At 43.1% G+C, this 25,622-nt stretch carries 20 protein-coding genes; 14 read left to right on the forward strand and 6 right to left on the reverse strand.

Annotated elements, in window-relative coordinates; all coding sequences use genetic code 11:
* Positions 1-65: 65 nt before the first annotated feature.
* The 4 genes from rpoD to rpsU all read right to left on the reverse strand — a co-directional run bounded on the left by rpoD (position 66) and on the right by rpsU (position 4,715).
* Positions 66-1,922 carry an RNA polymerase sigma factor RpoD gene (rpoD, locus tag DXX94_RS15440; RefSeq protein ID WP_116001189.1) on the reverse strand — a complete coding sequence of 619 codons (1,857 nt, stop codon included), beginning with the start codon at positions 1,920-1,922 and terminating at the stop codon, positions 66-68.
* Positions 1,923-2,044: 122 nt separating this feature from the next.
* On the reverse strand, positions 2,045-3,817 hold the full coding sequence (gene dnaG / locus DXX94_RS15445; protein WP_116017254.1) for a DNA primase: 1,773 nt from the start codon (positions 3,815-3,817) through the stop codon (positions 2,045-2,047).
* A gap of 180 nt (positions 3,818-3,997) precedes the next feature.
* Positions 3,998-4,444, reverse strand: a complete 447-nt coding sequence (locus DXX94_RS15450) for a GatB/YqeY domain-containing protein (protein WP_116001187.1) — start codon at positions 4,442-4,444, stop codon at positions 3,998-4,000.
* Positions 4,445-4,499: 55 nt separating this feature from the next.
* On the reverse strand, positions 4,500-4,715 hold the full coding sequence (gene rpsU, locus DXX94_RS15455; protein WP_074500846.1) for a 30S ribosomal protein S21: 216 nt from the start codon (positions 4,713-4,715) through the stop codon (positions 4,500-4,502).
* A gap of 336 nt (positions 4,716-5,051) precedes the next feature.
* On the opposite strand from rpsU, the gene tsaD reads away from it, so the two are divergent.
* Entirely contained in the window at positions 5,052-6,065 is a 1,014-nt protein-coding gene (gene tsaD / locus DXX94_RS15460; RefSeq protein ID WP_116017256.1) for a tRNA (adenosine(37)-N6)-threonylcarbamoyltransferase complex transferase subunit TsaD, read from the forward strand.
* A gap of 66 nt (positions 6,066-6,131) precedes the next feature.
* Here tsaD and plsY read toward each other — a convergent pair whose 3' ends face one another.
* Positions 6,132-6,710 (reverse strand): glycerol-3-phosphate 1-O-acyltransferase PlsY, encoded by a 579-nt coding sequence (gene plsY / locus DXX94_RS15465; RefSeq protein WP_374188839.1) that lies wholly within the window; start codon positions 6,708-6,710, stop codon positions 6,132-6,134.
* Positions 6,711-6,847: 137 nt separating this feature from the next.
* On the opposite strand from plsY, the gene folB reads away from it, so the two are divergent.
* The 13 genes from folB to DXX94_RS15530 all read left to right on the forward strand — a co-directional run bounded on the left by folB (position 6,848) and on the right by DXX94_RS15530 (position 23,266).
* Positions 6,848-7,204: a dihydroneopterin aldolase gene (folB, locus tag DXX94_RS15470; RefSeq protein WP_116017258.1), complete on the forward strand. Its 357-nt coding sequence runs from the start codon at positions 6,848-6,850 to the stop codon at positions 7,202-7,204.
* A complete protein-coding gene (gene folK, locus DXX94_RS15475) occupies positions 7,204-7,713 on the forward strand; it encodes a 2-amino-4-hydroxy-6-hydroxymethyldihydropteridine diphosphokinase (protein WP_116017260.1) in 510 nt (169 codons plus the stop codon). Before folB ends, folK begins: the two co-directional genes overlap by 1 nt.
* 19 nt (positions 7,714-7,732) lie before the next feature.
* Positions 7,733-8,542, forward strand: coding sequence for an undecaprenyl-diphosphate phosphatase (locus DXX94_RS15480; RefSeq protein WP_116017262.1), 810 nt, complete (start codon positions 7,733-7,735; stop codon positions 8,540-8,542).
* A 198-nt stretch (positions 8,543-8,740) separates the two neighbouring features.
* Positions 8,741-9,193: a BLUF domain-containing protein gene (locus tag DXX94_RS15485; RefSeq protein WP_116017264.1), complete on the forward strand. Its 453-nt coding sequence runs from the start codon at positions 8,741-8,743 to the stop codon at positions 9,191-9,193.
* 146 nt (positions 9,194-9,339) lie between these two features.
* Complete coding sequence (locus DXX94_RS15490; protein ID WP_116017266.1) at positions 9,340-10,188, forward strand: co-chaperone YbbN; 849 nt, start codon at positions 9,340-9,342, stop codon at positions 10,186-10,188.
* Between the two features lie 132 nt (positions 10,189-10,320).
* Positions 10,321-10,548, forward strand: a complete 228-nt coding sequence (locus tag DXX94_RS15495; RefSeq protein WP_116017268.1) for a glutaredoxin family protein — start codon at positions 10,321-10,323, stop codon at positions 10,546-10,548.
* A gap of 206 nt (positions 10,549-10,754) precedes the next feature.
* Positions 10,755-12,545, forward strand: a complete 1,791-nt coding sequence (locus DXX94_RS15500; RefSeq protein WP_147302301.1) for a tetratricopeptide repeat-containing diguanylate cyclase — start codon at positions 10,755-10,757, stop codon at positions 12,543-12,545.
* Between the two features lie 149 nt (positions 12,546-12,694).
* A complete protein-coding gene (locus tag DXX94_RS15505) occupies positions 12,695-14,068 on the forward strand; it encodes a hypothetical protein (protein WP_116017280.1) in 1,374 nt (457 codons plus the stop codon).
* A gap of 12 nt (positions 14,069-14,080) precedes the next feature.
* Complete coding sequence (gene ovoA / locus DXX94_RS15510; RefSeq protein ID WP_116018577.1) at positions 14,081-16,222, forward strand: 5-histidylcysteine sulfoxide synthase; 2,142 nt, start codon at positions 14,081-14,083, stop codon at positions 16,220-16,222.
* Positions 16,223-16,416: 194 nt separating this feature from the next.
* Positions 16,417-17,577 carry a pyridoxal phosphate-dependent aminotransferase gene (locus DXX94_RS15515; protein ID WP_116017282.1) on the forward strand — a complete coding sequence of 387 codons (1,161 nt, stop codon included), beginning with the start codon at positions 16,417-16,419 and terminating at the stop codon, positions 17,575-17,577.
* 151 nt (positions 17,578-17,728) lie between these two features.
* Positions 17,729-19,972 (forward strand): carbohydrate binding family 9 domain-containing protein, encoded by a 2,244-nt coding sequence (locus tag DXX94_RS15520; protein WP_116017284.1) that lies wholly within the window; start codon positions 17,729-17,731, stop codon positions 19,970-19,972.
* A 255-nt stretch (positions 19,973-20,227) separates the two neighbouring features.
* Positions 20,228-22,177 (forward strand): TonB-dependent receptor, encoded by a 1,950-nt coding sequence (locus DXX94_RS15525; protein ID WP_116017286.1) that lies wholly within the window; start codon positions 20,228-20,230, stop codon positions 22,175-22,177.
* Positions 22,178-22,639: 462 nt separating this feature from the next.
* On the forward strand, positions 22,640-23,266 hold the full coding sequence (locus DXX94_RS15530; protein WP_116017288.1) for a hypothetical protein: 627 nt from the start codon (positions 22,640-22,642) through the stop codon (positions 23,264-23,266).
* 388 nt (positions 23,267-23,654) lie between these two features.
* Here DXX94_RS15530 and DXX94_RS15540 read toward each other — a convergent pair whose 3' ends face one another.
* Complete coding sequence (locus DXX94_RS15540) at positions 23,655-25,610, reverse strand: glycoside hydrolase family 13 protein (protein WP_116017292.1); 1,956 nt, start codon at positions 25,608-25,610, stop codon at positions 23,655-23,657.
* Between the last annotated feature and the right edge of the window lie 12 nt (positions 25,611-25,622).

The following is a 25,622-nucleotide window of genomic DNA, read 5'->3' on the forward strand; positions in this document are numbered from 1 at the left end:
AAATCCAGCACTAGGCTGGATTTTTCATATTATGAATTCAATGAGTGTAACTCATTGCTAACCAATTACTCGCCGTCTAAGAAGCTTTTAAGCTGCTCAGAGCGAGAAGGGTGGCGAAGCTTACGAAGTGCTTTTGCTTCGATTTGACGAATACGCTCACGCGTAACATCAAACTGCTTACCAACTTCTTCTAACGTGTGGTCAGTATTCATGTCGATACCGAAACGCATACGTAGTACTTTTGCTTCACGGGCAGTTAAGCCTGCAAGTACTTCGTGAGTTGCGTGCTTAAGGTTCTCTGATGTTGCAGAGTCTACTGGAAGTTCACCGCTGCCATCTTCGATAAAGTCACCTAAGTGCGAATCTTCATCATCACCGATTGGCGTTTCCATTGAAATTGGCTCTTTGGCAATCTTCAATACTTTGCGGATTTTATCTTCCGGCATCACCATGCGTTCTGCCAACTCTTCTGGTGTTGGTTCGCGACCCATTTCTTGCAACATTTGACGTGAAATACGGTTAAGCTTGTTAATCGTTTCAATCATGTGCACAGGAATACGGATGGTACGTGCTTGGTCGGCGATCGAGCGAGTGATCGCTTGGCGGATCCACCATGTTGCATAAGTTGAGAACTTGTAACCACGACGGTATTCGAATTTATCAACCGCTTTCATTAGACCAATATTACCTTCTTGGATAAGGTCTAAGAATTGTAAACCACGGTTGGTGTATTTTTTCGCGATTGAAATAACAAGACGTAAGTTCGCTTCAACCATTTCCTTTTTCGCGCGGCGAGCTTTTGCTTCACCGATTGACATACGACGGTTGATATCTTTAATACCGTGTACGTTTAAGAAGGTTTCTTCTTCTAGCTGTTTGAGCTTAAGAATACTGCGCTCAACATCCATTTCAATGTCTGATAAGCGTTTTGCGTAGCTTTCGCCAGAGGCTTTTTGTGCTTCGAACCAGTCTAATGAGGTTTCATTACCTGGGAAGATTTTGATAAAGGTAGCTTTTGGCATGCCAGCACCAACCACACAGTGCTTCATGATAAGACGTTCTTGAACACGTAAACGATCCATCACGTCACGCATGTTTTTCACTAAGCGGTCGAAAACTTTTGGTACTAAGCGGAACTCTTTGAATACGTCAGCTAGTGCGTCGATTGCTTTTTCTGAATCAGCATGACCACGACCTTTAGCGTCAATTACCTTATTCGCTGCTTCATACGCTTCGCGCAGGGCAGTGAATTTCTCTTTAGCTAGCTCAGGATCTGGGCCTGTATCTGCTTCTTCTTCGCTATCATCATCGCTATCGTCAGAATCTTGGATATCTGAATCTTCATCTTCCAATTCTTCTTCCGATAATTCAGAGCCAACGTGCGTTGCCGCTGCGGCTACGTCATCGTCTTCAGCGTCAGGGTCTAAGAAACCAACAATAATGTCACTTAAACGAATTTCTTCAGCAACAAAGTTGTCCCATTGATCTAATAGGAAATTGATCGCTGGCGGGTATTCGGCTACCGAGCGTTGTACTTCTTTGATACCTTCTTCGATACGCTTGGCGATAACGATTTCGCCTTTACGCGTTAGTAGTTCAACCGTACCCATTTCACGCATATACATACGTACCGGATCGGTTGTGCGGCCTATTTCACTCTCTACCGTGGCAAGTGCTTGAGCAGCAGCTTCGGCAGCATCTTCATCAGTATTGGCCTCGCTCATCATCAGTTCATCGGCGTCAGGGGCATTTTCAAATACCTGAATACCCATGTCGTTGATCATGCGAATAATATCTTCAACTTGATCGGAATCGATAATGTCTTGAGGGAGGTGATCGTTAACTTCTGCAAAAGTTAAATAACCTTGTTCTTTACCTTTGGTTATTAACTCTTTAAGTCTAGATTGTGGGGCTTGATCCATTGACGAATGTCCACCTATTTATGGCTATCAAAATAAGAACAGTAAGCGATAAATTCTAGCAAGTTGACGATAAAATTGCCAGCGCTTTCATTGTTTACTGCGTTACATATTGTCAGATCTTGTTACAGCGATTGCTCGTTTAACAAGGCCTGTAATTCTCTTTTTTCTTGTGCTGTTAATTGATTTAGTCGACCTTTTTGCAGCAGTAATTCGGTGCGTTGTTCAACTAAGGTATTCAGCAACTTTTCAATGCTATCAAGGAATACGTCCTCAGCATTGTCAGCGTTTATTTGATGTTCCCAACACAATAGTTTGGCAAGTTGTTTACCTTCAACACGGTCACGGAACATCTCAATAATTTGACCGCTGTTGATATTGGGGCTGCGCGTGCAAATTTCAAGCAGCTCTGTTAATAAACTTACACCGGGCTGATCTAGCTGGCCGAGTACTTGCGGATTTGGCAGCGTTTGTGCCAATGCTGGTGATTCGAGTAAAAGTGCAATGGCAAGCCTTGCCGGTGTTGTTCTTGTTGGCGTATTGGCTTTGGCTTGCGCTTGCGCCGGTGATGGTGAGGCTTGGCTAAGCTGTTTGGCTAAATGCTCACTACCCGTACCAAAGTTATTGGCAATTTCATTGATCAGACTTTCTTTTAAAATACTGGCGGGCATTTTATTTAAGAACGGTTGGAAAGATTCAGCGAGTGAGGCGCGACCTTCTAAACTGGTCATGTCCACTTTGGCGATAAGGTTCTCCAACAAGAATTTTGACAAAGGCTGTGCTTGTTCTAGCACTTGCTCAAAGGCTTGTTGCCCTTGCTGGCGCACTAAACTGTCAGGATCTTCGCCGTCAGGCAAAAACACAAATTTTAACGATACACCATCTCGCACTAGGGGTAGGGCGTTATCCATGGCGCGCCACGCTGCTTCACGACCAGCTCTGTCACCATCATAGCAACAAATCACTTCATTAACGGTGCGAAACAGGGTTTGCAATTGCTCTGCTGTGGTCGAGGTGCCAAGCGACGCTACCGCATAGTCAATACCGTGCTGGGCAAGTGCGACAACATCCATATAACCTTCTACGACCACTAGTCGCTGTAGGTTTTTATTTGCCTGTTTGGCTTCGTACAGGCCATAGAGTTCTTGGCCTTTATGATAAATACGAGTTTCCGGTGAGTTTAAGTATTTAGGCGTGCCATCGCCAAGCACTCGACCGCCAAAACCGATTACTTTGCCTCGCTTCTCGCGAATGGGAAACATAATGCGACCGCGAAATCTGTCGTATGGACGGCGACCATTTTCACTTTCAATCGCCATCCCCAGATCAATCAGTTGCTTGGCTAATTGATGATTGTGAGCAAAGGTATTCATCATGCCATCCCAGTTATCTGAGATATAGCCAATGCCAAAACGTTTGGCAATTTCTCCAGACAGCCCTCGGCTTTTTAAGTAGTTAATCGCGACATCTTTGTCGCTGGCAACTCGCAATTGTTGCTGATAAAAACGTGAAACTTGCTCTAGTAATTGGTAGTCACTTTGTTTTTGCTGTTGGGCTTGTTGATATTTACGCTGCTGTTCAGGTGTGTGACTGCGCTCTTCGCGCGGCACTTCCATGCCTTGCATTGACGCGAGTTCTTCAATTGCATCAACAAAATCAAGTCGGTCGTATTCCATCAAAAATGAGATGGCGTTGCCATGCTCACCACAGCCAAAACAGTGGTAAAACTGTTTGTCGGGGCTAACACTAAATGACGGTGTTTTTTCGGTGTGAAATGGGCAGCAAGCCTGATAATTCTTACCCGCTTTTTTTAAAGTAACGCGGCCATTGATAAGCTCTACGATATCAGTGCGAGCAAGCAAGTCATCTATAAATTGTCGTGGGATTAATCCGGCCATGGCTGGGAACAAAACTACCTAAGTTATTATCATTATAGCGGCAATGCGAGTTGAGATTTTATGGAAACTATCCAAAGAGAAATACCCGCATAACAGAGCATTTTGACATAAAAAAACCGCGATGCAAAACATCACGGTTTTCTTTGCATATCGCTTGTTGCTTTCAAAGCAACAAGAAAATTATGCGTTTAAAGTTGCTCTAACTTTACCACTGACAGCGCCTAAATCGGCTTTACCCTGCATTGCAGGCTTTAATACTGCCATGACTTTGCCCATATCGGCCATTGAACTGGCTCCGGTATCGGCAATAGCATCAGAAATCATTTTTGCGATTTCTTCGTCGGTAAGAGGCGTTGGTAAAAAGGCTTCTAATGCGGCAACTTCGGCTGCTTCATTAGCGGCTAACTCTTCACGACCACCTTCGGTGTACATAGTAATCGACTCTTTGCGTTGTTTAACCATTTTGGTTAACACAGCAATAATACCAGCATCATCAAGCTCGGTTTTATTGTCGATTTCCGCTTGTTTGATTGACGAAAGCGCCATACGTATTGCACCAAGTTTAATTTTTTCTTTGGCGCGCATTGCGACTTTCATTTCATCTTTTAATTGAACAAGCAAACTCATGTTTTCAGTCTCAAGCAAGTTGACTAATTAGTGTTTTAACAGGGTAAAACAGTGATTAGTACATACGAACGCGACGTGCGTTCTCACGAGATAATTTCTTAGCAGCGCGCTTAACAGCAGCAGCTTTCTTACGCTTACGCTCCCAAGTCGGCTTTTCGTATGACTCGCGACGACGTACTTCAGAAAGGATACCTGCTTTCTCACAAGAACGTTTGAAACGACGTAGTGCTACGTCAAATGGTTCGTTTTCTCTTACTTTAATTACTGGCATATGCCTCTTACCTTAATATTTCTATATAAATCTATAAACGCTTTCGGTTATTACTGTTGGTTGTTAACAGCAACTAGACCTAACGTTTATACGCTCATATTGTGTTAATTGGGGCGCGCATTCTATGCCGAATAGCGAGGTTTGTAAAGATAAAACGCGTTTTGATAGTGAAAAGTTATAAAAGTCTTTTAGGTAAAAGCTACTTTGATAAATTTGGCAGCAACTTGGCTTTTTATCTTTACGGTTTGTATAGCTATAGATATACAGTTACTGCTAAAATCGCGCCCCAGTATTTTTACTATGGTTGCCGCTGAACCAGATTAATAGGTTATTAGTATGCGAATTTTAGGTATTGAAACTTCTTGTGATGAAACAGGCATTGCAATTTATGATGAAGAGCAAGGCATTATGTCGCATCGCCTTTATAGCCAAATTGCAGTACATGCTGATTATGGCGGAGTAGTACCTGAACTCGCATCGCGTGATCACGTACGCAAAACCATTCCATTGATTAAAGAAGTGCTAGCCGAAGCAAACCTAACTCCTCAAGATCTTGATGGGGTGGCTTACACGGCTGGCCCTGGTCTTGTTGGTGCCTTATTAGTTGGCTGTTCAATTGGCCGCAGTTTAGCGTATGGTTGGGATTTACCTGCGGTACCGGTGCATCATATGGAAGGGCATTTGCTCGCGCCAATGTTAGAAGACGATGTCCCTGAATTCCCTTTTGTTGCCTTATTAGTTTCTGGCGGACATACCATGTTAGTGCGTGTTGATGGCATTGGTCACTATGAGTTACTCGGCGAATCTGTCGATGATGCGGCAGGTGAGGCATTTGATAAAACCGCTAAGCTGCTGGGGCTAGACTACCCAGGTGGCCCAGTTTTGGCAAAAATGGCAGAAAATGGCACACAAGGGCGCTTTAAGTTCCCTCGCCCAATGACCGATCGTCCGGGCTTAGACTTTAGCTTTAGTGGTTTAAAGACTTTTGCTGCTAACACGATAGCCAAAGAAGACAGTAGCGAACAAACGTACGCAGATATTGCTTATGCGTTCCAAGAAGCTGTGGTTGATACTCTTGCAATTAAATGTCGCCGTGCGTTAGAGCAATGCGGCTTAAAACGCTTAGTTATAGCTGGTGGTGTAAGTGCGAATACTTCATTGCGTGAAAAGCTCGAAGCAGTGACCGGTAAGCTTGGTGGTAACGTGTATTACCCTAGACCTGAGTTCTGTACTGACAACGGCGCAATGATCGCTTATGCAGGTATGCAACGCTTGAAAGCGGGTGTGTCAGCCGACTTAACTTTTAAGGCAACACCGCGCTGGCCGCTTGATACGTTACCAGCGATTTAACGGGTAATTTGTTAACGGGGAATTTGCTGATAAGTAAGGCGCTAACTATTAATTAAACTACTGCTTCTAGCTGATTTGAGGTTCCGTACCTTTAATCAGCCGAGAAATATTGTCTTTGTGGCGGATCACTATTAGTGCAGACAGCATAAGTACCGGATAGACATAAAGCGGTTTTAATAGCCAAACATACAGCGGTGCCAGCAATACCGTAACGATGGCGGCGAGACTCGAATAACGGGTCGACTTGGCAACAATAATCCAAGTAAGTAGCAGTAACACTCCAAGGTCAATACCGATTGGTACTAGCACACCGAATGCAGTCGCAACGGCTTTTCCCCCTTTAAGTTCAAAAAAGATGGGGAACATATGGCCCAAACATGCTGCCATACCAACCACCCCTAACCATATTGGTTCAACTCCCATAAAGTAAGCCCCCCAAACTGGTAAGGTACCTTTTAACACATCAAGTAGTAATACCGTCGCGGCTGTTGCTTTGTTGCTGATGCGAAGTACGTTGGTAGCACCGGGGTTTTTTGAGCCTGTAGAGCGGGGATCTGGTAGGCCAAGAAGTCGACAGATCAATATCGCGCTTGAGATAGAGCCAAGCAAATAGGCAATCACTATCATAGCTGCGGTAACAATCATCTCGTCTTTAATCCATCAATACGCTTGTTCTTGGTTATTGGTTGGCCATTCTAGCGCTTATAGCACTGGTTTTTCTATACCTTGAGAGGTAAACTCGCGGTTAAATTTAGCAAATCCTGATATGGCTGGGAATAAGCGTGGATAAAGTTTTTATTCAAGGACTTAAGATACAAACCACGATTGGTTTTTATGAGTGGGAAAAGCAAATCAAGCAAACCTTAATGATTGATTTAACCATGGGATGGAACACGCGATTGGCAGCAGAGAATGACGAACTCGATAAAACGTTAGATTATGCTGAAATCTCTGTTGCACTAGAGCAATTTGCCAATGAAAATCCGGTCGATTTACTCGAAACACTTGCCGAACGCATGGCGAACTTTCTGATCACTGAATATCAAATTCCTTGGCTTAAATTAGCGATAGGTAAGCCAGGGGCTGTGCATAACGCGCAAACGGTAGGCATTGAAATTGAACGTGGTCACTTAAGCTAATGGCACAAGTTTTTATATCGCTTGGCAGCAATGTTGAACGTGAAAAGTATGTGGTTAAAGGGCTCGATGATTTAGCTCAAGCTTTTGGCCAGCTTGAGGTTTCGTCTTTGTATGCATGCGAAGCCGTTGGCTTTGATGGCCCTGAGTTTTATAACTTAGTGGTGGGAGCTCGTACGTCAATGTCGCTTGATAAGGTTGCTAAAGTGCTGCGCGATATTGAGTATGCTAATGGTCGCAGCCCAAATGCGGTAAAGTTTAGTCCGCGCACGTTAGATTTGGATCTCTTACTTTACGACGATTGTATCGCCGATTCACCGGCACAAATTCCGCGTGATGAAATTTTAAAAAATGCTTTTGTTCTTTGCCCATTAGCGGAAATTGCACCAAGGTTGCGCCATCCAATTGTTCAGCAAAGTTATGCAAGCCTTTGGCAGGCCTACGATCAAGCCAGCCAGCACATTCAACAATTGCCATTACCGTGGCAACAGCCTGTTTTCACAAACCAATAGCCAGTACCAATTATTATTTATGGATATTATTGAAATTATTCTTTTGGCGCTCATACAAGGACTAACAGAGTTCCTGCCAATTTCTAGCTCAGCACATTTAATTTTACCATCTCAGCTATTTGGCTGGACAGATCAAGGTTTGTCGTTTGATGTTGCCGTACATGTTGGCTCCTTGCTGGCGGTGATGATTTATTTTCGTGAGGAAGTTGGCCGTATGTTTATGGCCTGGTTGGGTTCATTCTCAGCCAGTGGCAGGGCGAGTGGCAATTTTGATGGCAAACTTGCCTGGTGGATTTTATTCGCCACCATTCCAGCTGGCTTATTTGGCTACTTTGGTAAAGATTATATTGAAGAATACTCGCGCTCAATATTGGTAATAGCCGCAACCACGGTATTATTTGGCGTGCTATTAGGCTTTGCTGATATTAAAGCCAAACAAAATGTCTCGCTTGAAAAATTAGGTTTTAAAGGCGCCATGATGATTGGCTTGGCGCAAGCAATTGCTATTATTCCCGGCACATCACGCTCAGGTATCACCATGACCATGGGGTTGATGCTGGGCTTGAGCCGCGACAATGCTGCGCGCTTTTCTTTTTTATTGTCGATTCCCGCAATAGCCATGGCGGGTAGCTATTTAACGTACAAAGCAATTAGCGACTCTGAACCCTTAGTTTGGGGCGATATCGGTATTGGTGCTTTGTTATCATTTATTAGTGCCTATGCTTGCATCCATTTCTTCTTAATTTTAATTAATAAGCTCGGCATGATGCCGTTTGTGATTTATCGCTTGTTGCTTGGCGCTGGTTTGCTAGCGTTTGCGTTTAGTTAAACTTTTGCAAGGTGTTAGGTAGGCTAATAGCATGAACATTCAAAATGTTTTTAGAGTTTTTGTGCTACCTCAAGTTCTCACTCAACGTAATGTTGCAAACTAAGCTGTAACTTCTATTATCAGTATTTGATTTACCCAAGGTTGGGCATGTCTTGAACAACCGACATGTTAGTTTGATAAAGTGCTCTAAAATCAGTTATGAAAGCCTATTTTTATATTAGCCAGCCGTTAGTTCCTGTCGATAGTGCTTCGTTAGAGAGGCTAGTTGCCAGCGCTGAAGTAAAAAACGCAGCCTATGGCATTACGGGTTTTTTGTGCTTTAAAGAGGTGTTTATTCAGTACTTTGAAGGTGAAGCCAACGAAGTTGATGCACTCTTTGCAACAATTAAAGCGGATCCTCGCCATCAAATTTTAAACTGTTTGGTATTTGATAATATTGACTGCCGTCAGTTTCCTAACTGGCGAATGAAGTTAATCAGCCGTGATGTGCTGAATCACGATCGCGTAGAACCTTTCTTATTTAAACAACTAGCACGGGCAAAAGACAAAACGTCTCACCTCGATAAGTGGCGCAAACAAGTATGGCTTGCTGTGCAGTATATTGCCGCTCAATCAGCCCATGAAGTAGCGTTCGTCGAAACTGAAAAGTAAAAGTTTCTTATTTGATTCATTTTAGGCTTGTCTCAATCTGTATCGTTAATCATTGTCAGCGGTTGGAAAACATAGTATTCGACTTGATTGAAATTACTTTTTTTGCCCCAATTAACGTTATTAGACAAAATCATTGAGGATAAAACGTGAACCCAAACGCAGTATCGCTAACGTTAGAAAACTTTCAGCAAGTTGTACTGGAAGACAGTAAAGAAAAGCTTGTGTTGGTGGCCTTTTGGGCTGATCAGATACCAGAAAGTCTTGAGCTACGAGATAAGCTTGCAAGCAAAACCGCAACTGCTGGTGAACACGTTATTTTTGCCGACGTTGACTGTCAGGCACAACAGCAAATTGCTATGCAGTTTGGTATTCAAGGTTTACCAACAGCGGTGCTGGTAAAAGCTGGGCAGCCAATAGATGCGTTGTCAGGCCCACAACCTGATGAAGCTATTGAGCAGTTTTTGGCTAAACACCTTCCGCAGCCGCAAGATGAATTTTTAGCTCAAGCACAAGCTGCGCTAGCCAATGGCGATGCTAACCAAGCGTATTCGGCAGCGAAGCAAGCCTTCGACTTAGATAGTAGCCGTGCAGACATTAAATTAGTGCTGGCTGACGCATGTGTTAGTTGTGGTAAAACTGAAGATGCGCAAGCATTGCTTGATACGGTCATGATGGTTGATCAAGACAGCTATTATCAAGCTGTTGTTGCTAAGCTTGAACTGGCAAACGAGGCGTCGAACTCACCTGAATTACAAGCCCTTGAAGCTAAGCTTGCAGAGTCCCCTGATGACCCTCAGCTTATTCAGCAATTGGCAGCGCAGTATAGTCAGGTTAACCGCCATGAAGATGCGCTCGCCCTGCTATTTAAACGCGTGCAAACTGCCCGTGATGATGCCGATAGCAAAAAGCTACTACTAGATGTGATGAAGGCGTTACCAGACGGTGATCCACTTGCTAGCAAATACCGTCGCAAGCTTTATACCTTGCTTTACTAGCATCGACTCACGAAATAAGAAACAACCTTAAGCAAGAGGTAGTTTGCCTACTCTTGCTTTCTTGTTAACTAAAATGAAGTTAACTCCACTCTAGTTAACTCGGTTTGACCCTCAAATGGCAGGCTTATCTTTATGAAACGCATAGTCTTATACACTATGGCTCGTTGCCCTCATTGCGATACGGCAAAGCGCTATTTAGACGAAAATAATTACCCATATCGGCTGGTGAATGTTAAAACACCCGCAGGGCAAAAAGAGTTAAACCGCCTTGGCTTTCGCGCAGTGCCAGTACTCAAAGTAGGTGACCAACTACTCAATGGCTTTTCAATAAAAGACTTTAAGCGCTTAATGAATAACTAAAGCTAGAAAATTATCAAAATAAGGTTTGAAATTAACCTCTTGTACAAATGTTAAACGCTTTTGAATTGCGTTATCATGGCCCTTATTTAATCGGTTAACCATCTACAAGGACGTTGTAAGTGCTGCAATTTAGATGTGCAATCATACTTGCTTGCTTTTTTGGCGCTGGGTTATTTAGTGCTGTGGTTTTAGCTAACAGCTACTCAGTGGAACATTTTAAAGCTATTGGCAATGATATTAATCGCAATCCACATCCGGTTTACCAACAGCTGCTCGCCATTGAAAACAATAAACAAGCGCTGAGTGATGAAGCTTATCTTTGGCTACTTTACCGTAAAGCCCACGCTGAAGATTTACTGTATTTTCACAAGGAATTTGAGCAAACCGTTGCTGCCGCAAAAGCCTTAATTACTGATCAAACCTCGCCTGAAATACGAGCCCATATTGGCATTTATAGTGGCGTTGTTGCCGAACGCCAAGGGCAGTACGGTCAAGCTATTGCGAGTCTTAGGGCCGCAATGGCGCTAGCAAAAAAAGAAAACCTCAATTACGCCTACACATGGGGAAAACAACATTTAGCATACTCACTTAGCCTGACCGAGCTTTATGAAACTTCTTTATCAGATTTACAAGAAGCCTATGTAGAAGCATTTGCCATGGATGACCATTTTCTTATTGCCGTGATCAATGAAACCTATGGCGCTGTTTATGGCTACATGCATGAATATGACAAATCGATTGAATATTATAATCGCGCGCTCGACACTTATGAGCGTCTAGGCTACCGTCCCTTCGTTGCTGAGGCTATTTATGGTTTGGCTTCAACCTACCGTTATATGAAGCAATACGATAAGGCTATTGCGAAATTCAATTTGTATTTAAAGCGCATAAATTACACCACAAATCGAGACATTAGTTACTTTGGCGCTTATGGATTGGGAATGACTTATGCCGAACAAGGCGACTGTTCAAAGGCGATAGCCACCATAGACAATGCGTTAATGCTCAACGGCCAGATAGATTATGATGCTGAGCTATATAAGCAAAAAGCGAGCTGTTTTATTAAGCAAGGGAAACTGGAGGAAGCAGAAGAAAACATTGTTCGTGCAGAGCAAATTTTTGCGAAAATGCCAGAACTTGCTGACACTACATGGACGCTGGAAAACAAAAAAATTCGCGCCGCTTTACTTTATGCCAGAGGGCAATATCAACAAAGTTATCAGCTATTGAAAGACTATTATGAAGCTTACTCTTCATTGCTCATTAATAACTCCACTAGACAGCTTATTCGTGTTCGTGCGGCCATGGAGCTGGAACGACAAAGTGTTGAACTTTCCTTATTAGAGCAACGTAGTAGGGTGCAATCGTTGCAGCAGGCAAGCAAAGAGCAAAGCACTTGGCAGCAAATAACCATTACGGCTGGTATAGCTACAGCGCTAGTACTAGCGTTGACCATTGCCGTTGTTTTATACCTCAAGAATAAACGAATTTATGAGCTGTCAATTACCGACCCATTATCGGGGGTTTTTAATCGTCGTTATGTTTTTGAATACTTAGATAAGCTCATCGCAACCAGTCACGGCAGAAACGGTGATTTAGCGATTTTGTTGTTTGATATTGATAATTTTAAGCAAGTTAACGATAACTATGGCCATCCATTTGGCGATGAAGTGATTTATCGGGTTAGCCAGATAGCGCAAGACACATTACGTGTTGGTGATGTTCTAGGGCGCATTGGCGGCGAAGAATTTTTGTGTATTTTACCCAGAACTGATGCCGAGCAAGCTGAAACTATTGCCAAACGGTTAGCGGCAAATATTCAACAAGCCTTGTTTACCAATGAATCTGGTCAACAAATTACTATTACTTGCAGTGTCGGTATTAGTGCTATTGACAGTAGCATGCAAGATAGAGCAACGCTCTATGTGCAGTCTGATAAAGCGCTGTACCAAGCAAAAATGAACGGTAAAAACCAAGTAGTGATTTATCAAGAATAATAGCGAAATCTTGGCTGTTTTATTTGTTGTGCGATATTGTTAGGGTAGAGTTAATCGATGCTTAAGCAGGTCTGTTTGCAATTAATGCCAATTAATTAATTGAAGTTGGTAATAAGTAATACACATAGCTTAAATAGACGGGCAAGCATTTGAATCAAAAGCTAAGCAAAAAGCCGTACCAAACCAATAGAGAAGACGGTATGACAACTAGCGCGCTCGCAAGGCGAGCAATTACTATTTTCCAAGATCATATTGAAGCGCTCGGTTATAAGCCGCTGGTTCATTTTGAGCTAGAAGGCTGTTGTCATTCAAGCCAAAACTCAGCGAGTCAAGCTCCGTTTAATCGTACATTGTCAGGTACTAAAGCAGGCACTAAAACTGGCAACAAATTAGCTACTGCCGCTGAACTTTCACATAGAAAGTCAGCTTCGCACAGAGGTCGAGAGCATACTCGCGAGCGAAAGTTATCCTCTGAACACTTTGTTCACATTAACAAAGCACTAAAACATGCAGGTATTGAGGGGCAGTTAGTTGCTGAATATTGGCATAACCAGTGGGAGTACGTGTCATTATTCGCAGGTCAATCGCCATTAAAAGAGGCACAGAACCTTGCGCAGGCTATGCAATTGTTGCCGAAACTTTTTGCTCAGCACGGCTTTGATCAAACCCTAATTAAGCCAGTGGTATGGTCTGGCGATCAGGGGCAATTAGCACTCGGCAGTAAAAACATCTTTACCGAAAAAGCGCGTGCTGTTCATATTCCCAATGCCATTCAAGTCAATGTCAGTGTGCTTGATAGCGACGGTGAAAACTTAGTCGCACGCGATAATTTCGGCGAATTACTGCAACGCTGTTTTCTCAATACTAGCCTAGCGAACTGTTTGTTATTTATGCCTGAACCGGATGCATTTGAACGACTTGCATTGAAAAACAAATATGGCCTAGCACAAGAACTTTGCTCGCCAACCGACATTTCTGGTGGTCATCAAGGTAGTATTGCGCTTTATAAAGAGCGAGGAAAACACAACCAACCCATGGGTGTTGAAGTCATATTGTATGATCAACACAGCCAAGCGTTGCTAAGCGAACAAAACTGGCAAAAAACTGCACGAGTGGAGCATAGATTAGGCTCAGCTAGCATGGCATATGATCCTTATGTCAATGTGGTATTTGCCCTTGCTAACCTTGTTGATGCACTTGAGGCATATCACAACGACAAAGGAAGAGCTTTGTTAGCCACGCCGTTTATTGAACAAGCCTTACCCGTTCAAATGTACTCTCGGATAAAAGAACATCACCTTAACAACGGTCTCGATAATAAATGCACAACTAAGCAGGCGCAGGAACCCAGTGCGTACGAGTTATTTGCAGGCAGTGATTGGTTGGCCAAACGCATTAATCGCTCTGGCCAAGCCTTGAATAAAAGCAATTTACTGCACCGTGAGCTAGGCGAGCAGTTAACTCGTAGTGTACTCACTAAGTATCAGCCCAATAACAATATTGCATTACTGACGACAGGATAATGCGTTTTTATGATGAATATTACGAAACAACAACTAAAAACTCCATATTTAACCGCAGCAGACTCGCAATCAGGCAACATCGAGCAAATTGCAGCAAAACGCGCGGAATTAAAAGCTTACTTTATCAACAGCTGGCAGACTTATGAGTCGCTGTTTGCTTTGATCAATAACGACGAGGCGTTTTACTCTCGACCAGAGCCCTTGCGCCACCCATTGATTTTCTATTACGGCCATACGGCAACTTTTTACATTAACAAACTGATGCTGGGTAAGTTTATAAAGCAGCGAATAAATGAAAAGCTTGAAGCGATTTGCGCTGTGGGTGTTGATGAAATGAGTTGGGACGATCTCAACAGTGCACATTACGACTGGCCAAGTGTTGACGAAGTTAGAACATATCGCAATCAAGTGTTTGATTTGGTCTGCGAGTTAATTGATACCATGGAGCTGAGCTTGCCTATCACGCAAGACTCACTTGCTTGGATCATTTTGATGGGGAGCGAGCACGAACGAATTCACTTGGAAACCTCATCAGTAATCATGCGTATGTTGCCATTGCAAGATTTAACACCGACTGAAGCATGGCAGTCATGTCCTTATCAAGGCCAAGCACCAATTAATGAGTTGCTGCCAGTTGTCGCACAAGCGATTGAGCTAGGAAAAAAAGCCGACGATAACACCTATGGCTGGGACAACGAATATGGCGCTGTATCGCTAGACGTACCTGATTTTCGCGCCAGTAAGTATTTAGTTTCTAACCAAGAGTTTATGGCTTTTGTCGAGGCTGGGGGTTATCAAACACCTTCGTATTGGTCGCCTGAAGGTCAGCAATGGTTGAGTTATAAGCAGGCGACTATGCCGCGTTTTTGGTTGAAAAAAGACGATGGTTATTATCAGCGCAATCTGTTGTCGGAAATGCCGTTACCTTTAAATTGGCCAGTTGAAGTTAACTACTTGGAAGCGAAAGCTTTTTGTAATTGGCAGTCGAGTGTTACGGGGCGCAATGTCAGGTTGCCTACTGAGCCAGAGTGGTATGTGCTGCGTGAAAAAGTCGCTGGCGACTTACCCGATTGGCAAGAGGCTCCAGGCAATACAAACCTAGAATATTTTGCCTCTAGCTGCCCTGTCGATAAGTTTGATAACCAAGGCATTTTTGACGTAGTGGGTAATGTTTGGCAATGGACTGAGTCGAGTATTGATGCTTTTGAAGGCTTTAAAGTGCATCCGTTATACGATGACTTTTCCACACCAACCTTTGACGGTAAACATAACTTGATTAAGGGCGGCTCATGGATTTCCACCGGTAACGAAGCAATTGCGAGTTCGCGTTACGCGTTTCGTCGCCACTTCTTCCAACATGCGGGATTCCGTTATGTGGAAAGTGAGCAACAAGCTATGCCATTGGTGCCTGCCAACCATTTTGAACAAGACCAAGATGTTTGCCAACAACTGCAAAGTCACTATCAAAATGTCGGTCTTAGCGGTGGTAATTACCAGCAGCAATTAGCCGAGCAGGTTCGTACTTGGCTTGTCGAGCACAATGCCAACACCGAGAAATTATTGGACTTAGGCTGCAGTGTTGGCCGCACAAGTTTTGCTCTTGCGGACTTGTTTGAGCATGTTGATGGGGTCGATTTTTCTGCGCGCTATATTCAGCACGGCGTTAAACTTCAACTTGGTGAAGCGGTGCGTTTTGAAACAGTGCAAGAGGGAGATATTGTAGACTTTCATGAGCTTTCATTAACAGATGTTGGCTTGTCTGCTGCCCAAAATGTGTTGTTTAGCCAAGGCGATGCAACGAATCTAAAAGACATTTTCACTGGCTATGACGTAATACTCGCTCAGCAAGTACTAGAGCAATGTTATGATCCAAAGCAGTTTCTAAAGCAAGTCTCGACTCGTTTGAACGACGGTGCTTTGTTAGTGATAGCTTCAGATTATCAGTTTGATGCTCAGGTTGCTCCAAAAGAAAAGTGGCTTGGAGGTATCAAGGTTAATGGCGAAAACCTAGTGGGATTTGAAGGTGTTCAACAAACCTTGGGTAATAGCTTTGAATTACTGGCACAAACTCAACTTAACCAAGTGATTAAAGTGACCAAACGCACCAGCCAGCTCAGTGAAAAGCACGTAACCTTATGGCGCTTTAATGCATAATGGTTTGCTTAGCACTTGCTAATCAGCCGCTAGCAAATCGCGTTAGCCAGTTGATAACTAATCGATAAGGTTCGAGTTAATTAATGGCTATTAACCATTACTGGGTAAAAGGCTAGATAAAAGAGTAGTTAAAAGGCCAGGTAAAAGGAGCTTCGTAAGAAGTTCCTTTTTGTTTTTTTAATTTAAATGTACACATGAAATACGACAGCTTACCTCCTCATATTGCTTATACGCGAGCACTAAACGCTGACATTCGCTATAACCTCAGCCACTCCTGTGGACAAGCGTATTCACTCGCCGAATTAACTGCGATGGATAAACATGGGCGGCTAAAATCATTTGCAGATCAGCCATTAGATTATGCCAGCGTGCAAGGGCTACCGGAGTTACGAGAGGAAATTGCAAGTTTTCATCAATCCATCAATGAAAGTGAGCAGCTACCCTCTGCAAACTCGCTTAGTGCATTGTCCAAAGAATGTGTTGTTACCTTTTCGGGGGCACAAGAGGCATTGATGGGGATTTATCAAAGCTTGATCCGCAGCGGTGATGAAGTCGTTGTTTTTACTCCAAACTACCCTTCATTAACGGCGATGGTAAAGCCACTTGGTGGCAAGCTAATTGAAATACCTGTCACGTTAGATAAGGAAAATGGTGGTTGGCAGTTTGCTATTAAGCAGCTTAGCGCAAGCGTTAATGAGCGGACCCGTTTAGTGGTCATCAATGCGCCACACAACCCAACGGGGGCGACGCTTTCTCAAGCACAGCGCAATGAAGTGCTAGCAACTGTCAAAGCTTACGGTTGTTACCTGCTAAGCGATGACGTTACGCAGCCATTGGCTTATGAACCCTCACTTACACATCAATATTTGAACTACGATAAAGCGATATCAGTATCTGTGATGTCAAAAAGCTTTGGCCTTGGTGGAGTTCGGATTGGCTGGGCAGTAACGCGCAACCGTCAATTAATAGAACGATTAGTTGCTTTCAAAGCCAGCCATAGTATTTGTACATCTCGTTTTGATGAGCAGCTCGCGATAGTCGCTTTAGAAAACAATGAATTAATCATCCAAAATACAAAGGCAATCGCTAAACGAAATATTAATCGCTTTGCCCAGTGCGTTGATAAGTTTCCGAGTTTATTTGAATGGCATCCACCAAGTGCGGGTTTGTTAACGCTTGTTAAGGTTAATACTAATCAGCCGATAGCACAGTGGTGCAAACATATTGCCGAACAAACGGGGATATTGCTGCTGCCGAGCGAATTATTTGGACTAAATGAGCCATACATTCGCTTGGGTTTAGGGCAGGAAAACTTCGTTGAAGCGGTTGGCGTATTAGAGCGTTACTTATCATAGCGTTTTTTATCACTACAAAAGTAGCCTCTTATTTTTAACACAATTTGTTACATTTAGCGGTCAACCAAAATCCCCCATTTCCCGACTAAACCACTAAAATACCAAGCATAAAGCAACGAATGGAATTCGTTCCAATAATAAATTTTATTACATGTCACTGAAAAAACTCTTATCGATAGGAGCTGCGTTAGTCCTTACGCAAAGCTCAATTGCTGCTTATGCCGAGCCAGCAAAAAATTACCAATTACCTCACTTTTCAACATCCATTGAAACGGATGGAAAACTTGACGAAGCGATTTGGCAAAGTGCGCTAGTGATTGACCTTGCTTATGAAAATCGTCCAGCAGAAGGTCAAACTGCGCCAGTAAAAACGCAAATGCTGGTCTTCGAAAACGGGCAAGCATTGCATATTGCCTTTAAAGCATATGACCCTAATCCAAGCGATATTCGCGCCGTATTGCGTGATCGCGACAGCTTATGGCGTGATGATCATGTTGGTATTGTCATTGATACGTTCAATGATGAGCGCAGTGGCTACGAGTTTTATGTTAACCCATTAGGTATTCAAGCCGATTTACGTATGGATGACAGTAATGGTTGGGACGATGATGATTCCTGGGACGCGATTTGGGATAGTGCGGGTCAAATCACCGACTTTGGTTATGTGGTTGAAATGGTTATCCCATTTAATGCACTCAGGTTCCCAGAGCGAGCGGGGAGCTTAACGTGGAATATTGCCGGTCGTCGTATTTACCCACGCGAAGTGCGTTATGAATTGGCAAGCTATAAAAACGACCGCAACTTAAAGTGTAACTTATGCCAATTTGACCAACTTGTTGGGTTTGAATCTGCCAAAGCCGGTAATAACTTTCAGCTAACGCCAACGCTGACCATTTCTCGCTTTGATGAAAAGCCAGAAGTTCCAGGCGACTGGCAACAAGGTGATATCGAAGTTGAACCTGGGTTAGATGTGCGTTGGGGCATTACCCAAGATATGGTACTTAATGCCACGATTAATCCAGACTTTTCTCAAGTAGAAGCAGATTCAAGTCAGTTAGACGTGAACAATACGTTTTCGTTGTTCTTTCCTGAAAAGCGACCGTTTTTCTTGGATGGGGCGTCTTATTTTGATGTCGCAGAGTTTAACTTTGTTCACACGCGCAACATAGTTGAGCCAGATTACGGCGTAAAGCTGACAGGGAAAACCGAAAATCACAGCTACGGTGTGCTTGTTGCTAACGATAAACACACGAATTTTTTGATCCCTGGCGCACTCGGCTCTGACATTGCTGAACTATCGCAAGAGTCAGACGTGGCACTAGCCCGTTATAAAGTGGACTTTGGGGAGCGTCACAATGTCGGCGTGTTAATGACTAATCGCAGTGGCGATGATTATCGCAACACACTGGCATCAATTGATGGTAACTACTGGTTTTCTGATACCGACAGTTTACGAGTCAATTTTGCCTTTGCTGATACGCAAAACCCAGAGAGTGTACAAAACGATTTTGAGTTAGACGAAGAGCAGCAAGACCATGCTTACAGCATTCGTTACGGGCGCGAAACTCGTGATTATAATTTGCGTGCTTCATATCGAAATGTGGGGGAGGATTTTCGCTCTGACTTAGGCTTTGTTTCTAAGGTTGATTTTGAACGAGCCGTATTAGGTGGACGCTACACTTGGTATGGTGAAAAAGATAACTGGTTCCACCGTTGGGGTGTTTTTGGTGACTGGGATGCCACCTACGATCAAGCGGGTAACTTGCTTGAACGTGAGTATGAGATTCACGGCAACTTGCAAGGGCAATCTCAGTTTTATAGCAATTTTGGTGTTGTGACGCGTGAGCGCTTGTTTGACGAGCAATATTTTGATGAAACCCAGTACATGGTTTATGCAGAATTTACCCCAATTGCTGGGCTTGAGTTGGCAAACTTTATTCGAGTTGGCGATCAAGTAGACTTTGCCAATACGCAGCTTGGCGACGCTATTGTGTTAGAGCCAAGAATACTGTGGGATGTGAATCAACATTTAAAGTTAGATATTGCCTATAATTTCTTTGAGCTTGATGTTGATGAAGGGCGCTTATTTACCGCCAACCAAATGGATTTTCGCATTAATTATCAGTTTGATTTACGCAGCATTATTAAACTTGTCGTGCAGTACACAGATATTGATCGCAATGTCGATTTATACCAATACGACACCATTGATGACCGACCTCAAGCGACTGAGCGATTTTTTGCCACTCAGTTAATTTATTCCTACAAAATCAATCCGCAAACCTTGTTTTTCATAGGCTATTCCGATGGCGGCTTTCAAGATGATTCGTTGGAAAATTTAGAGCGAGATCAGCGTAGTATTTTCACCAAATTTAGCTATGCATGGCAGTTGTAGTTATTAGTAGCCAAACTTTGGGTAATTGCTGAAACTGCCGTTGGCAAGTTTTCGTAACAGTTCGTCGCAAATTAGATACCTGACATCGATCGTCGGCTGTTAGGTATCGACATTAAGCTAAATATAGCTACACTCACGACCCTAATTGTTTTGCTTAGTTTTGTTTGGCGTAGCTTTCTTTTAGATAGCCTAGCTCTGCTAACTCACTTAGCCGATGCTCTTTTAGTGCGCTATCAGTGAATCACATAGGTTGTTATGACGTTTTCTCATTTTGCCAAATTATCTCCTATCTATTGCGCTTTAATCGGCGCAGCTTTGGGTCATGGCAAATTGCGTGCAGAGGAGCTTCCCAACTTACCAGCGACACAGGCGTTTAGTGCAATTGAGGTGATGCAGGTAAGTGGCTCACGAAGCCATTTACTATCTAGCCAGTTGGTCGATAATTCCATGTCGAGCATTGAGATAATGGATAGCGCTACTGTTAACCCTACGATTGCCGATTGGCTAATCAATGCGCCGAGCATTAGCTTGAATGGGCAAGGTGGCTTGTTTCAAAGTTATAGTATTCGCGGTTTTAGTCGCTCTCGCATTCGCACTGAGGTTGATGGTATTCCCATTATTACCGATAGACGTGCTGGCAATTCAGCGTCGTTTATCAATAGTGAGCTATTGGCTCGAATTGATATTCAGCAAGGTCCAAGTGCTACTCTATATGGCTCTGAGGCCATGGGTGGCGTGATAAATTTGATCTCTGCCGAGCTAGGCACTAAAAAGCTAACGGCGAGTGCGCAAAGTGACGATCAAGCGACTAATTCAGCTTTACTGTGGGGCAGTGAAACATGGCAAACCGGATTTGCTTATCGCCATGCAAATCAGGCGAGTGCCGCTGACAATACGCCACTCGACAGTGATTTTGAGCAGCGCTCAGCATTGCTCAAATTTAGCCAGACTTGGCAAGGCTTTACCGTAAATGGCAGTACCATTGTTTCGCAAGGTAACGATATTGGTAAATCTTCAAGTCAATTTCCTAATGATCGCGTAGTGCAGTACCCAACTGATGAGCATTGGCTTTCGCAGCTCTCATTGCAAAAAGATCAAGACTGGTTTGTACAGCTATATCAGCATTATCAAAACTGGGAGACAGATACCTTACGTGTTGGCAATCGACGAAATCTAACCCAGTACCAAAGTCATACCTTAGGAGCGCTTGCCTTGGCAAGTCTTGACGCTGTTGGCGGGCAGGGGCGATTAGGTGTTGAATGGCTGGCAAGGCGCGGCGTAAAGATAGCTGAATCTGAATTTTCATTAGGCGGCCAGCAGAACTTTGCGCAACCATTAGTGGATGGCAAGCAAGATAATATTGCTTTATTTAGTGACTGGCATTGGCAGTGGCAGAATTGGCAACTCGATCTCGGTGGACGTTTTGACCACATCAATCAAACGCAGTTTATTAGTAAGCAGTCACGTGATGATCAGCAGTTTAGTGCTAGCTTTCGCATTGGCTATCAACTTAACACACAGCATATGTTAAGCGCTGAAATGGCAACTGGTTTTCGCTTTCCTACCTTGTCAGAACTTTACTTTGCTGGCGAAACGCCACGTGGCACTACGTTAGGTAATTCTGAATTGGCACCTGAGCAAAGCCGAGGCGCTCAGCTAAACTGGCTATACCAAATCAACTCAGCTTGGTCTATTGATGTTGCGGGTTACTACTACGGACTTGATGATTACATTGAACGGTTTACCAGCCAAAATGATCAAGGTGAGAGTTTTCGCAGCTATAGAAATTTAGGTCGAGCGGATATTCAGGGTATTGAAGCAAGCGTGCGTTGGCAGGGTGATAGCGGAATGAGTATGCAGTGGCTTGGTCATTATCAACAAGGTGAAGACAAGCAAGGCGATACGTTAGCTGATTTAACACCAGCCAAATTGAGTTGGCATACCCAATGGCAATGGCGAGGGATTGAATTTAGCAACCAGTTAACTTGGCTAAAGAATCAGTCCGAAGTAGGCAGTGGTGAAGTGACAAGAGCACATCGATTTTTGTGGCAAGCATCATTGAGTAAATCGCTCACATCAAAGTTTACACTGCATTTTTATGGTAAAAATTTAACGGATGAATTGGCGTTTGCCAGTGCTGATGAAGATGCTTCGTTAATGCAAGGGCGCACTGTTGGCGTTAAGCTAGATTATCAGTTTGATTAGCTCCATACTCTTCGCTGAATACTTCCTTGTTTATTGCTTTAAGGAGCTAGTTCAAGGCTAACGATAACTTGCGCACTCTCAGTAATGATTATCTGCTGAACTTAGGCAATTAGTCACGTAAATGTCACCTATTTGATCGTAAAATACACGATCTTGTTGATCTATCGCTATTTTCTCTTATTATTAACGATAAGAAGACAATAAAAAGTGAACAAGCGAAACACATTTATACCAATTGAATTAATTAATTGAGCAATTATGGCGTAGGAAAAAGGTTCATAAACAAGGCGTTATTTTTTGTTAACTAGTTATTCTAATTTCAAAAATAACAACGCAGTTAATGAGCATTTTAACCAGCCAGAATGATCGAGTATTTATTGAAATTGGTATTTATATCTAAATCAGCCCTTATCTAGCTGTTTTCCAATGTTTTAAGAATAATTAAAAGAAAAGGATGTAAACATGCCGTGGAAGCTATTAGTGCTTATTGGCGTAATCTTGCCTTTACTTAACTTTTCTGTCGCTGCTGATGAGTTTGTTGAAGGCAGACACTATCGTGTGCTTGATTTACCTAAGAGCCAACAACAAGAAATTCGAGAGTTTTTTTCTTTTTACTGCAAGCAGTGTTATAGCCAACAAGAGTTTATGCAGCAGTTGGTTAAGCGTATCCCACGCCGTGCTAGCTATGTTAAAAACCATGTCACAGGTCAACCCAATCGTTCAGCTGAGGTCGAGAATTTATTGACCAGTGCAGTGTTAATCGCAGATAAAATGAGGATGCGAGACCAAGTTGTTGAAGCAATTTTCGACCATATACATCAGAAAAAACTAGACTTTAAAACGGTGGACGATGTTCGAAAACTGTTTATTTCAGTTGGTGGTAACGAGTTTATGTTTGATAGTAGCCTTGGCAGCTATAGTATCGACATGCAGCTTGCAGAAATGCAACAAACTGCTAAAGCGTTAAAGGCACAAGGCGAGTCTAATTTACCTAACCTTATTATTAATGGGCGATACAAGCCATTGGCCAGCCAAATCACTAATATCGATGAATATAAACGGTTGATTTACTTTCTACTGCGCAAATAACGCCATTTTTTACCAAGAAAAATTACCAAGAAAAAGCCTGCACTTAGCAGGCTTTATTAATTTTTAAGTCTTGTTTTAAAGTAATGGCTATTAAGTTTTGGCTAAATAACCTCAGGTTTGGATAAGAAATTGTGAATAACAAATTTATTCAAGTAGTTATGCTCAACGTTATCTTCTGGTGAGAAATTTTTGCTGATATCAAGGCAAATTTGCGCGTCAATAGCTGGTCTATTGCAAGTAAATTTAACGCAGGTAGCAGTAAAAATAGCCGCTAGAAGCACATTAGTTATCCGGAGCTGAGGTTAAATAACCTCAGGTTAGGATAAGAAATAGTGAAAAACAAATTTCTTCAGGTAGTTATCCAGAGCTGAGGTTAAACATTTACTCACTATCGTACTTGAAAGATTGTCGCTGTCTTTGCTGGCATCAACATATTTTCTTGAATCGCAATAGGCTTATTATTTAGCACTGGAATAAGGCTTTTGGCTTTACCTAAGAGTTCTGAATATTTCTCCATTGCAAGCGTAACCTCACTGGCGTTTTTGTTTATCACCACCATGTACTTGTTCAGCTCGTCATATCGGAAATATACGTAAACGCCGCTCTCTGGTGCGTAGTGGCGAAGTTCTCCGTGGTGAATGGTCGGCGTGTTTTTACGCCAGTTCATCAATTTACGCATAAATTCTTGCGCTTTTTTCTGGGTTGACGTTAATCCTTTGCCAGTAAACCCACTCACGTCATCACCTTGCCAGCCGCCTGGGAAGTCGGTACGTATCACACCGTGATTTGTAGTGCCCGGATTAGCCATTAAGATCTCGGTACCATAGAAAACCTGTGGAATGCCACGGGTTGTCATTAGGTAGGTCATCGCGATTTTGAACAACTCGTAATCTTCATTTAATTGCGTGAAGATACGGCTCATATCGTGGTTGTCTGGGAAAATCACTAAATCTTCTGGCGCTGCGTATAAAAAGTCATTAGCAAGCACCTGATATAGCTGATTGAGCCCCGTATTCCAGCTTTCTTTATTCGTTAACGCTTTAACGAGCAAGTCTTGCATTGGGAAGTCCATCACACTGGGTAAATAAGATTGATAACCATCGTGTGTGTTAGCGCCTTTTTGCCAATAGGCGACAATAGCTGGATTGGTTGACCATTCTTCGCCGACAATATTGATATTGGGATATTCGTCGGTCACGCGTTTTGTCCATTGCGTTAAAAACGCTTTATCAGGGTAAGAGTATGTATCAACGCGAATTCCCGACAGGTTGGCGTACTCAATCCACCACAAGGTATTTTGAATTAAGTAGTTAGCTAGGTATGAATTACGTTGATTAAGATCTGGCATAGTTGGCACAAACCAACCATCGCTAAATAGCTGCTTGTCGGCGTTAACGGCGTAAGGGTCGTGCAGTGCCTCGCGCTTATGATTGGTACCTACGTATACCTTGCCTTGGTTGTTATACCAATCTTCAGTTGGTAGGTCGTTGTGCCACCAGTGACCTGAGCCACTGTGATTTAATACCACATCAATAATCAGCCCGATACCACGTTTCTGGGCTTCGGTCGCTAATTTTTTATAAAGCGCATTGTCGCCAAAGCGAGCGTCAATTTGATAAAAGTCAGTGGCTGAATAGCCGTGATAGGAATATTCTTGCTGATTATTTTCGACCACTGGGTTGAGCCAAATCTGAGTGTAGCCCATGTCTTCAATGTAATTGAGGTGATTAATAATACCTTGTAAATCACCACCGTGGCGGCCACCAGGTGCCGTGCGGTTTTTTCTTTCCAGCAGCTGGGGCACTTGGTCATTATTAGGGTTGCCGTTAGCGAATCGGTCAGGCGTCACTAAGTAAATAACATCTTTGGCACTAAAACTAATATCGGCTGCAGAGGTTTTATTACGTGCTTTCAGTTGATAAGGGTGGCTGATAACCACTTCGTTGTCTTGTAAAAAATCGATATTAAAGCGATGTGGTTTTGTGCCTTCGCGAATGATCACATCGACAAACAGGTAATTGGGGTTAGCAACCTTGTTAATTTGCTTGATAACGACCTTATCGGCTTTTATTTGCGGTGTCAGTTCGCTGATATTATCGCCATGCACCAACAACTGAAGCGCAGGGCTTTTCATATCAACCCACCAAGAGCTGGGCTCTAAATGTTTGATTTGATAGCTTACATTTACATTATCTGTTTTGCTCGCTGCCACCGCCGTGCTAGCTAGTTCGGAAGCAGCTGCGGCACTTACTAAGGATGAATGTGTTAGCAGCACAGCTGCGATCGCGGTTAACGACTTGCCAGCTGTTTTGGTTGCTAACTTATTGAAAAATGTTTTTTGCATAAATTAAATTAC

This window comes from Thalassotalea euphylliae (assembly GCF_003390375.1).
GTDB lineage: Bacteria > Pseudomonadota > Gammaproteobacteria > Enterobacterales > Alteromonadaceae > Thalassotalea_F > Thalassotalea_F euphylliae_A.